This window comes from Paracoccus wurundjeri (assembly GCF_030678915.1).
Lineage (GTDB): Bacteria > Pseudomonadota > Alphaproteobacteria > Rhodobacterales > Rhodobacteraceae > Paracoccus > Paracoccus onubensis_A.
This window is the reverse complement of record NZ_JAUUTZ010000028.1, coordinates 13,926-27,234: the sequence shown is the minus strand read 5'-3', so window position 1 is coordinate 27,234 and position 13,309 is coordinate 13,926. Positions and strand designations below refer to the sequence as shown.

The 13,309-nt window shown below is 63.1% G+C and carries 11 protein-coding genes; 9 read left to right on the top strand and 2 right to left on the bottom strand.

Annotation, left to right across the window (positions count from 1 at the left end):
• Positions 1-278: 278 nt before the first annotated feature.
• Positions 279-1,034, bottom strand: coding sequence for a hydroxypyruvate isomerase family protein (locus tag Q0601_RS20585; RefSeq protein ID WP_305291792.1), 756 nt, complete (start codon positions 1,032-1,034; stop codon positions 279-281).
• Positions 1,035-1,039: 5 nt separating this feature from the next.
• A complete protein-coding gene (locus tag Q0601_RS20580; RefSeq protein WP_305291791.1) occupies positions 1,040-1,588 on the bottom strand; it encodes a DUF1285 domain-containing protein in 549 nt (182 codons plus the stop codon).
• Positions 1,589-1,652: 64 nt separating this feature from the next.
• Between Q0601_RS20580 and Q0601_RS20575 the strand changes: the two genes are divergently transcribed.
• From Q0601_RS20575 to aroA, 9 genes are all read left to right on the top strand, one after another.
• Entirely contained in the window at positions 1,653-2,660 is a 1,008-nt protein-coding gene (locus tag Q0601_RS20575; protein WP_305291790.1) for an AAA family ATPase, read from the top strand.
• Positions 2,661-2,667: 7 nt separating this feature from the next.
• Positions 2,668-3,537: a DUF58 domain-containing protein gene (locus Q0601_RS20570; protein WP_305291789.1), complete on the top strand. Its 870-nt coding sequence runs from the start codon at positions 2,668-2,670 to the stop codon at positions 3,535-3,537.
• On the top strand, positions 3,537-6,293 hold the full coding sequence (locus Q0601_RS20565; protein WP_305291788.1) for a DUF4159 domain-containing protein: 2,757 nt from the start codon (positions 3,537-3,539) through the stop codon (positions 6,291-6,293). Before Q0601_RS20570 ends, Q0601_RS20565 begins: the two co-directional genes overlap by 1 nt.
• Positions 6,290-8,422, top strand: a complete 2,133-nt coding sequence (locus Q0601_RS20560; protein WP_305291787.1) for a hypothetical protein — start codon at positions 6,290-6,292, stop codon at positions 8,420-8,422. The genes Q0601_RS20565 and Q0601_RS20560 overlap by 4 nt, the downstream gene beginning before the upstream one ends.
• Before the next feature lie 58 nt (positions 8,423-8,480).
• Positions 8,481-8,960: a 3-hydroxyacyl-ACP dehydratase FabZ gene (gene fabZ / locus Q0601_RS20555; protein ID WP_119751811.1), complete on the top strand. Its 480-nt coding sequence runs from the start codon at positions 8,481-8,483 to the stop codon at positions 8,958-8,960.
• Entirely contained in the window at positions 8,953-9,738 is a 786-nt protein-coding gene (lpxA, locus tag Q0601_RS20550; protein ID WP_305291786.1) for an acyl-ACP--UDP-N-acetylglucosamine O-acyltransferase, read from the top strand. The genes fabZ and lpxA overlap by 8 nt, the downstream gene beginning before the upstream one ends.
• Entirely contained in the window at positions 9,735-10,535 is an 801-nt protein-coding gene (locus Q0601_RS20545; protein WP_305291785.1) for an LpxI family protein, read from the top strand. Before lpxA ends, Q0601_RS20545 begins: the two co-directional genes overlap by 4 nt.
• Positions 10,536-10,617: 82 nt before the next feature.
• A complete protein-coding gene (gene lpxB, locus Q0601_RS20540; RefSeq protein WP_305291784.1) occupies positions 10,618-11,778 on the top strand; it encodes a lipid-A-disaccharide synthase in 1,161 nt (386 codons plus the stop codon).
• Between the two features lie 120 nt (positions 11,779-11,898).
• Entirely contained in the window at positions 11,899-13,242 is a 1,344-nt protein-coding gene (aroA, locus tag Q0601_RS20535; protein WP_305291783.1) for a 3-phosphoshikimate 1-carboxyvinyltransferase, read from the top strand.
• Positions 13,243-13,309: the final 67 nt, after the last annotated feature.

Sequence of the window (13,309 nt, the reverse complement as noted above, 5' to 3'; positions counted from 1 at the left end):
GGCGCGGGAGCGGGTGGTAGGGGACAGAGGAAAGATCGCCTGCCGCGACCGGTTTCGGGAATGCGAAATGCCGGCCCTGAACGTCTTTGTTCTTCGTTCACACGGGATTTTGCCTTAGCGCAGCCCCAGAGCCGAGAGGATGAAAAGCACCACGACGACGAGCCCTACGATATAGATGATGGAATTTATCATGCAGCCTCTCTTTTTCCGGCTGTTGGCCGTTTTCGGTTGTTCATGCAGTTTACAACAAGCATCCGGGCAAGAGCAATCGCGGCCGTTTATCCGCGCGGCAGCCAGCCAAGGCCGTTTTCGGTCAGATGCTCGGGATCGTATTCCCCGCTGACCCATCCGCGATAGCCCGATTGATCGAGTTCGGCGAAAAACGCGGTGAAATTGAATGCTCCGTCAATGGGTTCGTGGCGCCCCGGAAAGCCTGCTATCTGGATATGGCGGATGATTCCTGCGTGTTTGCGCCACAAGCCAAGCGCATCCCCAGAGAGGACTTGCGCGTGATAAGTGTCGAATTGCAGGCCAAGATTTGGGGCGCCGATCTCTGCGATGATCTCTGCCGCAAGATCGAAATCCGACAAGAAGTAGCCGGGCATGTAATCCCGGTTGATGACCTTGATATTGAGGCTGGCGTGAGGTGCGCGTTTGACCGCCCATGCCAGATTTTTCGTGAAGGTCGCACGCGCCTCGGGGCCGTCCGCGGCGCCCGACATGATATGGATCTGACGGGCGTGAAGAACCTGAGCAAAGCGCAGTGTACGGTCGAAATTGTCCCGGAAACGCTGCTCTTGACCGGGGATTGCCGCGAAACCGCGCGGCCCGCCGGACCAGTTCGGGGGCGGCGTGTTGATCAGCACGATTTCCAGCCCGGCAGCCAGAGCAAGCCGCGACAGATGATCGGCAGGGATATCATAGGGAAACAGGATCTCGACGCCGGTGAAACCTGCCCGGGCGGCGGCGTCGAAACGCTCGTCCATCGGCATCTCGGTGAACAGACGAGTCAGATTGGCAGCGAAGCGGGGCATCCGGTTCAGACCTCGAGCGCGAAATGCTGCCCGCATGAGCGTACGCCCGCGCGTCCATCCGGGCCTTCTTCGGCAGCCGCTGCAAGCCGGTAGAAGGTCTTGCGATCGATCAGTGCCTCAAGTCCGGCGCGAATATGGACATAGGGCCGGGGTTCATACCGGTCGCCCCGGATGACGATCGGGTGATCGGCATCCGCGACGACCTCGTCGCCGACATTGGTGGTAAATGTGATCCGGTCCAGGGCGATATCCGCATCGGTTGCGATGAATGGCGCGTCCTGAACGCGAATCCCCACCTTTTCGACTGGTGTGACAAGGAAATACTTGTCGCCCTCGCGCTTCAGCACGGTCGAGAACAGGCGGACCATTGCCGGGCGTCCGATCGGGGTGCCTTCATAGAACCATGTACCGTCGGCACGAATCTCCATATCCAGATTGCCGCAGAACGGAGGATTCCAAAGGTGAACCGGCGGCAATCCGCCTTTTTTTGCGGCTTTGCTGGCCTCTGCCGCAATTCCGTCGGCACTCACGTTATTGTCAGTCTTATCCGGCATTCGATATGGTCGCCCGCGCATGTCTTCCTTATGCTTCGGTCTAAAGCAACAGAAGGGCATTGTCATGGCTTCGGATGAAAATCTGGTTCGCGAGGTCGAGGCGCTCGGGCAGCGACTCGATGAGGCGCGCAGCAGTATCGAGCGGCGCTTCGTAGGTCAGCATGCGGTGGTCGAACAGGTTCTGGCGGCAATTCTGTCGGGCGGGCACGCCCTGCTTGTCGGGCAGCCGGGACTGGGCAAGACGATGCTGGTCGATACGCTGGCCACGGTCCTGGGGCTGAGGAGCCAGCGGGTGCAGTTCACGCCCGATCTGATGCCCGCCGATATTCTTGGATCCGAGGTGCTGGATGTTCTGACAGATGGCAGCCGTGCGTTCCGTTTCATCGAGGGCCCGGTTTTTACACAGCTGCTGATGGCAGATGAAATCAACCGCGCCTCACCCCGGACGCAATCCGCGCTGTTGCAGGCCATGCAGGAGCGCGAGGTGACGGTCAGCGGTCAGCATCGCCCTCTGGGCCGCCCCTTCCATGTGCTGGCGACGCAGAACCCGATCGAACAGGAGGGCACCTATCCGCTGCCCGAAGCGCAACTTGACCGTTTCCTGTTGCAGGTCGATGTGGGCTATCCCGACCGCGAGACCGAGCGTGACATCCTGCTGGCCACCACCGGGGTCGAAGAGGGGGCCGCGCATGAATCTTTCGACGCCGAAGAATTGATTGCAGCGCAACAGCTGATCCGGCGGATGCCGGTCGGTGAGGCCGTGGTCGAGGCGATTCTCGATCTGGTCCGCGCCAGCCGACCGGGCGATTCCGAGGCCGAGGGTTTCATTGATGATACGCTGATCTGGGGGCCGGGGCCACGCGCTGCACAGGCCCTGATGCTGGTTTCGCGGGCACGGGCAGTGCTGAACGGGCGTTTTGCACCGACGCTGGAAGATGTCGAGGCTTTGGCGGCGCCGGTCCTGCGTCACCGAATGGCGCTGTCCTTCACTGCGCGGGCGCGTGGGGAAAGCGTGGATGCGGTGATCGACCGGCTGGTCGGATCGCGTCTGGGCGCACGGCAGGCGGCATGAGGCGATTTTGATACCCAGTTCCACCGAACTTCGGGCGCGCGCGCAGGCTGTAAGCGCCCATTTGCCCGGCCTGATCCTGTCGGCAGAGCGTCTGGCGGCGATGGTTGCCCCGGGCGCACATGGATTGCGCCGCGCCGGACCGGGTGAGGATTTCTGGCAATATCGCCCCGCCACTGCGGGCGATACCGCGCGCAGCATCGACTGGCGCCGCTCGGCCCGTTCGGATTCCGAATTCGTCCGGGACCGTGAGGCGCAGACGGCGCAGACAATCGCCCTTTGGGTCTCGGGCGGGAAAGGCATGGGATATGCCGGGGCGAAGGACCGCCCGAGCAAGGGCGCGCGGGCGCAATTGCTGGCGCTTGCACTCGGGATGGTTCTGCTGCGCGGAGGAGAGCGCGTCGCGCTGCTTGGCCAGCAGGCCCGGTCGGGACGTGCGCAAATCGGGCGGCTGGCCGAGGGGCTGGCTGGTCAGGCCGTGGCCGAGGGCGATGAAGATGCGCCCTCGCCAGAGGTCTTGCGCCCGAATCAGCGATTGGTGGTGCTGTCGGATTTCCTGACCGATCCGGCATGGATCGAAGCTTTGCTGGAGCGGGCGGCGGCCATGGGTGTCCGTGGTGTGCTGATGCAGGTGCTTGACCCGGACGAAGAAAATTTTCCCTGGTCCGGCGCCGTGCGATTCCGCTCGCTTTCCGGCGCGCTTCGTCATGACAGCCGCGATGCCGCGGGATTGCGCGACGCTTATCTGGCGCGGCTGGCCGACCGCCGGGATTGGCTGCGCACACGGGCCGAGGGCGCGGGATGGCATTTCGGGCAGCATAGGACCGACCACCCCCCTGCCCACGCGCTGAACTGGCTTTTTCAGGTGCTGGAGGGCTGATGCTGATCCTTGGCCCTCTTGGGTTTGCGACGCCCTGGATTTTGACGGCACTGCTTGCGCTGCCGGTGCTGTGGCTGATCCTGCGCGCAACCCCGCCCGCGCCGCGTCATGTGGCCTTTCCCGGCGTGGCGCTGCTGAAAGGGCTGCTGGACAAAAGACCGGTCGCGCGCCGCACCCCGTGGTGGTTGCTGTTGCTGCGGCTGTTGGCGGTTGCCGCGCTGATCATTGCTTTCGCGGGGCCGGTCTGGAAGCCGGTTTTGCGCACGGGCACAGATGGGCCGCTGCTGGTGGTAATGGATGCAGGCTGGGCTGCCGCGCCCGATTGGGCCGCCCGTCAGACACGGGCCGAGCGGGCGCTGGCCGAGGCCGCTTCCGATGGCCGCGCTGCCGCGCTTTTGCTGGCCGATGGGCGGGGCGAGCCGGGAGCGTTGCGATTCGCGCCTGCCAATACATTGCTGGCAGGACTGCGTGCCGCGAACCCGGTTTCCTGGGAGACGGTATTGCCCCCCGATCCGGAAGCCGCATTGTCCGATCTGCCCGAGGGCGGGCTGTCGACTTTATGGCTTGCCGATGGGTTGGAGCATTCGGGACAAGCGGAATGGTTGGCCGCATTGAACGCGCGTGGTCCCGTCACCGTAGTGCCGCCTGCGCATTCCATCCGGGCGCTGGGCCTGGAAGGCGGCGACACACCTGCGCTGACGCTGACATCGATGGATGATGCTGAGCCCGAGATCCTTGCAATTGGCCCCGATCCGCAGGGGATCGAACGAGAACTGGCGCGACTGCGCCCGGGCGATGCGACAACCGAAGGCGGCGTGCTGACCCGCCCGGTCGCCATCGACATGCCGCCCGAACTGCGCAACCGTATCACCCGTTTCCAGATCGACAAGGAAGCCCATGCGGGTGCCGTGGTGCTGGCCGATGACCGGGTCAAGCGGCGCAAGGTGGGGCTGGTTGGTGATCCGGATGCCTATGCCGAGGGGCAGCAGCTTCTGTCGCCGCTGTATTATCTGCGCCGTGCGCTTGCTCCGACCACGGATCTGGTCGAAGGGGGGCTTGGCGATGTACTGGATTCCGCGCCCGATGTTGTTGTCCTTGCCGATCAGGTGGAACTGGCCGAGATCGGGGAACTGGCGGAATGGGTCGACAAGGGCGGCCTGCTGATCCGTTTCGCGGGGCCGCGCATGGCGGGTTATGATCGGCTGATGGACGAACCGCTGCTGCCGGTGCCGCTGAGACAGGGCGGGCGGGATATTGGCGGCGCGCTGAGCTGGGGCGATCCCAGGGGGCTGCAACCTTTCGATGCCGACGGTCCCTTTGCCGGGTTGACCCCGCCCGAAGACGCGACGGTGCGGGCGCAGCTCATGGCGCAACCTTCGCCGGAACTGGCCGAGCGCACCATTGCCTCGCTGACCGACAATACCCCGGTCGTCACGCGGGACCGGCTGGGAGAGGGGCAGGTGGTACTGTTTCACATCACTGCCAATGCCGAATGGTCAAGCCTGCCGCTGTCGGGCCTGTTCGTGCAGATGCTGGAACGATTGGTGGCGACCGCGCGTGTCGGAGCGGCCGACAAACAGCCGGACGACCGCGAACATGCGTTCTGGACGCCTGAAACCGTGTTGGACGGTTATGGTCGCGCAGGACCGGCCGAGGATCTGGCTCCGGTTTCCTCCGATGATCTCGAGAAAGGATCGGGTCCCGAACGCCCCGCAGGGATTTACGTATCCGGCGAGCGCCGCGTGGCATTGAATGCCGGCGGTGGATTTACCCTCGCGGAATGGCCCGGCGCGACGGTTGAATCCCCCTCGGCTACGGCAGAGCGCGATCTTTCGGCATGGCTGATCGCTTTTGCTGCGCTGGTTTTTGCACTGGATGCACTGGGAACCGCGGCGCTTGCGCGCGGGGGGCGGATTGCCGCGATTCTGCTGATCGGGATTGCCGGTATTTCGGGTCAGCCTGTCAAGGCGCAGGACGCCGAGGTCGATCCCGACGTCATGCGTGCGGCGGGCGAGATGGTGCTGGCCTATGTCGAGACCGGCGATGAGGAACTGGACCAAACCTCCTATCAAGGTTTGCAAGGTCTGTCCGCCGCCCTGCGGAACCGCACCACGGTCGAACCCGGAGAACCCATCGGGATCGATCTGGACAATGACGACTTATCGGCGCTGACCTTTCTTTACTGGCCGGTGACCGAAGATCAGCCCATGCCCTCGCCGCAGGCCTATCTGCGGCTGAACGATTATCTGCGGACCGGTGGAATGATCCTTTTCGATACCCGTGACGGCGATGTTGCCGGTCTGGGTGGACCAGACGGATCTGCGGCATTGCAGACCCTGGCCGCTCCGCTGGAAATTCCGCCTCTTTCGCCGATTCCCGAAGACCATGTTCTGTCCCGGAGCTTCTATCTGCTACAGGATTTTCCGGGAAGATGGCAGGGTGGCCCGGTCTGGGTGGAGGCGCCACCGGCAGGGGTCGAGGCTGGCGCAGGACAATCGTTCCGGCATCTGAACGATGGTGTCAGCCCCGCGGTGATCGGCGGCAATAGCTGGGCCGAGGCATGGGCGGTCGACGACAATGGTTACTACAGCTTCCCCATGGGCAGCGGTTTCGAGGGCGAGCGTCAGCGCGAGATGTCGCTTCGCTTCGGGATCAACCTCATCATGTATGCGCTGACCGGGAATTACAAATCCGATCAGGTGCATGTGCCCGATCTGCTTGACCGGCTTCGTATGGAAGAGGAGCAGGTCCAATGACCGCGTTGCGCTTCGATCCCGGATTGCCATGGTGGGCCATCGCAACCCTTGCTGCGCTTGCCGCCGTGGTTGCCGGTTTCGCTTATTGGCGCGGGTTGCGCGGCTGGGCATGGCGCGGCTGTGCGGGCCTGCTTGCGGCGGCGGCGCTGGCCGCGCCTGCGCTTGAAAAGGGCAACAGGACCGGCCTGTCCGATATCGTGATTCTGGCCGATGATCGCAGCGCCAGTCAAAGCCTGCCCGGCCGGGGTGAGCAGACGGATGCCGCCATCGACCGGATTGCCCGGCAGGTCGAGGAGTTGCCGAATACCGAATTGCGGCGGGTGACGGTGGGCGACGATCCCGACGGCACCCTGCTGGGAGACGCATTGGCCCATGCCGTTGCCGCCGAACCGGAGGGACGGCTGGCCGGGGTGATTTCCGTCACCGATGGACGGTTGCACGATGCTGAAATGCTGCCTGCCGATCTTCCGGCGCCTTTTCATGTGCTGCTGACCGGGCGCGAAGAGGACTGGGACCGCCGCCTTGTCATCGAGGAAAGTCCGGCATTCGGCCTGATCGATCAGGAAGTGAAGATCCGCATCCGCATCGAGGATCAGGGCGGGGTTCCCCCGGATGTGCAGGCCGGATCGGTCAATCTGCGCATCAGCGTTGATGGCGAGGATGAGCAGGTCGTTTCCGTTCCCATGGATCGCTCGCTGGAACTTCCGGTGACGCTGACCCATGCCGGCCAGAATGTCGTGCAGCTGGGAATCGATTCACCTGAGGGCGGCGAACTGACCCGGCGGAACAATATGGCCGCAGTCAGCATCAACGGCGTGCGCGACCGGCTACGTGTCCTGCTTGTCTCGGGGGAGCCACATCCGGGCGAGAGGACATGGCGGAACCTGCTGAAATCCGATGCATCCGTCGACCTGATTCATTTCACCATCCTGCGCCCGCCGACGAAATCCGACGGTGTGCCGGTCAATGAACTGGCACTGATCGCCTTTCCCACCCGCGAATTATTCCTTGAGCGGATCGATGATTTTGACCTGATCATCTTCGATCGCTACAGCGTTCGCGGTATTCTTCCGCCCGATTATTTCCAGAATATCGTCCGCTACGTGGAAAACGGTGGCGCGCTTCTGGTCGCTGCCGGGCCGGAAATGGCAACGGTCGAAAGCCTCAACCTGTCGCCGCTGGGGGCGATTCTGCCCGCCCGGCCGACAGGCCGGGTTATCGAACGCCCCTTTACGCCCAAACTCACCGATGCGGGCAGGCGGCATCCTGTCACCTCGGGGCTTTCGGGCGCGCCCGGTGAAGGGTCCGGAGATGAGGGTGAGACCTGGGGTCGTTGGCTGCGCATGGCTGAGGTTCAGCCCGAACCGGGCGCCGAAGTGGTCATGACCGGCGCAGACGATCTGCCGTTACTGATCATGAACCGGGTCGGGGAGGGACGTGTCGCGACATTGGCCTCGGATCAGGTCTGGCTTTGGGGGCGTGGCTTCGAAGGCGGCGGTCCGCAGCTTGAGATGCTGCGCCGGATCGCGCATTGGTCGATGAAGGAGCCCGAACTGGAAGAAGAGGCGCTGGCGGCGGATGTCTCGGGTTTGGAGGTCAGTTTCACCCGGCGCAGTATGCAGGATCAGGTGCCGCCGCTGGAAATCACCCGTCCCGATGGCGAAACCGAAAACCTGGATCTGTCCGAGGCCGAACCGGGCCGGTTCACCGGCAACTGGACGGCGCCCGAAGAGGGGCTTTACCGGCTTCAAAACGGTGATCTGCGGCGTGTTCTGGCGCTTGGCCCCGCTGCGCCGCGGGAATTCGAACAGACGGTTGCGAGTGGTGACGCCCTTGCACCGCTGGCCGAGGCGACGCAGGGCGCGGTGCTGCGGTTGTCGGATGGCCTGCCCGATCTGCGCACCAGCAGGCAGGGCCGGCCCGCGCATGGCAGGGGTGTCAGCGGCGAGTGGATCGGGATCACGCCGCGCGATGCGGCGACCGTAAACGGTTTGGAACGAACCCCGTTGCTTCCGGGTTGGGTGTGGCTGATACTGATTGCGGGGCTGATCCTCATCGGGTGGCTGGTCGAAGGCAGGGCGGGCATCGGCGCAGGAAACGCTGCGCGAGACGATGCCGGACCGGCCTGAAGCTTGCCAACCAACGGGCTCGTTGATACCCCAAGAATAACCGCTGCAAGGAATGTACATGGCCGACGACACCCAAAGCCCCGCCCTTTACACCGAAGCCGATCTGGCGCTTATCAAACGGATCATCCCGCATCGCTATCCTTTTCTGTTCATTGATAAAGTTCGCGATATCGTGGCCCATCAGGGCGGCGTCGGCATCAAGAACGTCACCTGCAACGAGCCGCATTTCGCGGGCCATTTCCCCGATCAGCCCGTCATGCCCGGCGTGACCATCGTCGAGGCGATGGCACAGACATCGGCGGTCGTGGTCGGCGTCAGCAGGAATATCATCGACCAGCCGATGCTGACCTATTTCATGGGCATAGATAACTGCAAGTTCCGCCGGATGGTGGTGCCCGGCGATGTGCTTGAATTGCACGTGACCTCCAAACGCGGTGGTGGCAAGATATGGAAATTCGAAGGCAAGGCGCTGGTCGATGGCCAGCTTTGCGCGCAGGCCGAATTTACCGCGATGATGGCGCCGAAGGCTGATGGCTGAAGCGAAAATTCACCCCAGCGCCGTTATCGAGGATGGGGCCGAGATTGGCGATGGCGTCGAGATCGGGCCATTTTGCGTGGTCGGCCCGCAGGTTCGGCTTGCCCGGGGCGTGGTGTTGAAATCCCATGTGGTTGTGACTGGGGAAACCTCTGTCGGGGCCGAGACAGTGATCTTTCCCTTCGCCTCGATCGGCGAGATTCCGCAGGATCTGAAGTTCCGCGGAGAGCGAGCGCGACTAGAGATCGGGGCGGGTAATCGTATCCGCGAATATGTCACCATGAATCCGGGTACCGAAGGCGGCGGCGGCGTGACGGTGGTCGGAGATGAGGGCCTGTTCATGGCAGGCGCACATGTCGCCCATGACTGCCGCATCGGCAATCGTGTCATTCTGGTCAACAATGCGTCGGTCGCGGGGCATTGCGTGCTTGAAGACGATGTGATCGTGGGCGGTCTGTCGGGCGTTCATCAATTCGTCCGCATCGGGCGGGGCGCGATGATCGGCGCGGTGACGATGGTGACAGCGGATGTTATTCCCTTTGGATTGGTGCAGGGTCCTCGTGGGCATCTGGACGGGCTGAATCTGGTCGGGTTGAAACGCCGCGGCGCAAGTCGTGCGGATATCGCGGCGCTTCGTGATCTTCTGGGCGCATTGGGGCAGGGTTCGTTCCGGGATACTGCCCGCGCGCGATCCGGCAATGATGTCAGTGCGATGGAGCGTGATGTGCTTGACTTTATTCTCGGTCCTTCCGACCGCTCATTCCTGACGATGAAATTATGACCCGTACCGCAGTTATCGCAGGGCAGGGAGCATTGGCTCCGGCTGTCATCGCCGCTTTGGACGATCCGCTGGTTTATGCGCTTGACGGTTTCGCGCCGAACCTTCCCGCAATACCGTTCCGGCTTGAGCGACTGATCCCTTTTCTTGACGATCTCGTCGAAAAAGGCGTCGGGCGCGTGGTTTTCGCGGGCGCGATCCGCCGGCCACGGCTTGATCCCGAACTGTTCGATCCACGTACCGCACAGCTGGTGCCGCGTATCCTGACGGCGATGCAATCGGGCGACGATGCGGCTCTACGCGAGGTTCTGAAGGTTTTCCAGGAACATGACCTGACGATTGCCAGTGTCGAAGAGATCATTCCCGACCTGATTCCCGCCGAGGGCGTTCTGACCGGACAGCCGGAGGATGCGGATCGGCGCGATGCCGCCAAAGGCGCAAGCATCCTTCAGGGACTTGGAGCATTCGACATCGGACAGGGGATCGTGGTGGCGCAGGGCTTGTGCCTTGCGATAGAGACATTGCCCGGAACCCGGGCCATGCTGGAATTCGCGGCGGCTCATGGCGGGTTGAAACCGAATCCGAACGGTGCGCGGGGCGTGTTCTACAAGGCACCGAAACCGGGGCAGGACCGGCGCGTGGATCTGCCGACACTTGGTCCCGACAGCGTGACGCAGGCGGCGGAAGCAGGGCTTGCCGGGATTGCGTGGCAAGCTGGTGGCGTGATCCTGCTGGAACGCGATGAAGCCGTTCGGCGGGCGGAAGCGGCGGGGATGTTTCTTTGGGCGCGCGGAGAATAGGTATTTATCGCCATGAAGAAAGGCTGGTTTCTTCCTCGTTGCTGACATACCCATGAAGCGATGCAGCAAGTGACGGGACGCCATGAAGTTCTTTCTGATTGCGGGCGAACCCTCGGGGGATCAACTTGGCGCGGCTTTGATGGCGGGCCTGAAACAGCTTGTGCCGGATTGCCGTTTCGTTGGTATAGGCGGTCCGCTTATGGCGGAGCAGGGGCTGGCCAGCATGTTCCCGATGGATGAGTTGAGCCTGATGGGTATCTGGGAGGTGCTGCCGAAATACCGTCATCTCAAGCGCCGGATTGCCGAGACCGCAGCAGCGATTGCCGAGCAGGTCCCCGACGCTTTGATTACCATCGACAGCCCGGATTTCTGCCTGCGCGTGGCGGGCGCGGCCCGGAAACTGAATCCCGGGCTACGGACGATCCATTACGTGGCACCCTCGGTCTGGGCATGGCGACCCGGCAGGGCAAAGGGAATGGCGCCGATGATCGACCATGTGCTTGCGTTGTTGCCCTTCGAGCCGCCCTATATGCGAGCGGCAGGAATGACCTGCGATTTCGTAGGCCATCCGGTGGTGGATATGGAGATCGGGGGGCCGGAAGATGCCTCGCGGTTCCGCGAAAGCCACGACATTAAGCCGGATGCGCCGGTTGTTCTGTGCCTGCCCGGATCGCGCAGATCGGAAGTCGGGCGGCTGGCGTCACGATTCGACGAGGCATTGATGCGGTTTCGGGATCGGGTTCCGGAAATTCGCGTGGTGCTGCCGACGGTTCCGGGCGTTTCGCAGATGGTTCACGAGATGACCCGGAGATGGCCGAGTGAGCCGATCGTGGTCGAGAATAGCGGGGATAAGCGTGCCGCCTTTGCGGCAGCGGATCTGGCATTGGCTGCCTCGGGGACGGTCAGTCTGGAACTGGCGGCGAATCGCATTCCGATGGTGATTGGATATGACATGGCGCCGATCAGCCGGTTGCTGATCGGGCTGCTGCTGCGGACCGATACGGTGACGTTGGTCAATCTGGTAAGCGAAACCCGCAGCATTCCCGAATTCCTGGGCCGCGACTGTCAGCCGGGACCGATGGCACTGGCGCTGCAGACTGCTTTGGAGGACATGACCTCACGCAAGGCGCAACTGGATGCGATGGACCTGACGATGGAGCGTCTTGGCAAAGGCGGCGAAGCCCCCGGGCTGCGTGCGGCGCGCTCGGTGTTGCGGGCAATCGCCGATAAGCAGCGAGACTGAATCCGGCGAGAGCGGATGTATTGCCGCGGTCTTGGGATCTGAAACGGAATGGATCGCAAGAAGGTGGTGGCAGCCGTGATCCGGTGGCGCTAAAAGACCTGCGAAACAGTGAGGTCCACGATGTCACATGCTGCCGATCCCCAACCTATGATTTCCCGGAGCGGAGGGCCTCTTTCCGGTGCGGCTCAGGTGCCCGGAGACAAGTCGATCAGCCATCGCGCATTGATCCTTGGCGCCCTGTCGGTCGGAGAAACCCGCATCACCGGGCTGCTTGAAGGGCAGGACGTGCTGGACACTGCCAAGGCGATGGCGGCCTTCGGTGCCGAGATCGAGCGGGTTGGGCCGGGAGAGTGGACAGTCCACGGCGTCGGCGTCGGTGGGTTTTCCGAGCCTGCGGCGATTCTGGATTGCGGCAACTCGGGAACCGGCGTGCGGCTGATCATGGGGGCGATGGCGACCACGCCGATCACCGCGACCTTTACCGGCGACGCCAGTCTGTCGCGCCGCCCGATGGCGCGTGTCACCGATCCGCTGTCGGAGTTCGGGGCACAGATCACAGCCCGGGAAGGCGGGCGTTTGCCGATCACGATACAGGGTGCTGCGGACCCGCTTCCCCTGCGCTATCGAACCCCGATCGCAAGCGCACAGATCAAATCAGCGATCCTGCTTGCCGGGTTGAATGCACCGGGCGAAACGGTGGTGATCGAATCCGAGCCGACCCGCGATCATTCCGAGCGGATGCTGGCCGGTTTCGGGGCCGAGATTCACAGCGAATCCACCGAAGAGGGCCATGTGATCACGTTGAAGGGGCGGCCGGAACTGCGTGCCCAGCCGGTTGCCGTGCCGCGTGATCCGTCCAGCGCGGCTTTCCCCGTGGCCGCCGCCCTGATCGTTCCCGGCTCCGAGATCCGGGTTCCGGGCGTTTCCCGGAATCCGACACGTGACGGGCTTTATGTCACCTTGCTTGAAATGGGTGCGGATATTCGCTTTGAAAATGAACGTGAAGAAGGCGGTGAGCCGGTCGCGGATATGCATGTGAAACATGGGCCGCTGACTGGGGTCAGCGTTCCGCCCGAACGCGCGGCCAGCATGATCGATGAATTCCCGATCCTTTCCGTGATCGCCGCTTTTGCCAAGGGAAAGACGGTGATGAATGGTGTAGCCGAATTGCGGGTGAAGGAAAGTGACCGCATCGACGCCATGGCGCAGGGGTTAAGGGCGAATGGTGTCCGGGTCGAAGAGACCCGGGACACCATGACGGTTCACGGCATGGCCGCGGTGCCGGGCGGTGGCCTGGCGGTGACACATCTGGATCACCGGATCGCGATGTCGTTTCTTGTGCTTGGGTTGGGAACCGACTCGCCCGTTGCGATTGATGACGGCAGCCCGATCATGACCTCTTTCCCCGATTTCATTCCTCTGATGCGGGGATTGGGTGCCGATATCGCCGAGAAATCGGCCTGACCGGATGGCGGGCCGATCCCCGCCCGATCCCCATCCGGGGTTTATGGCAGATATATGACGGCTTGCA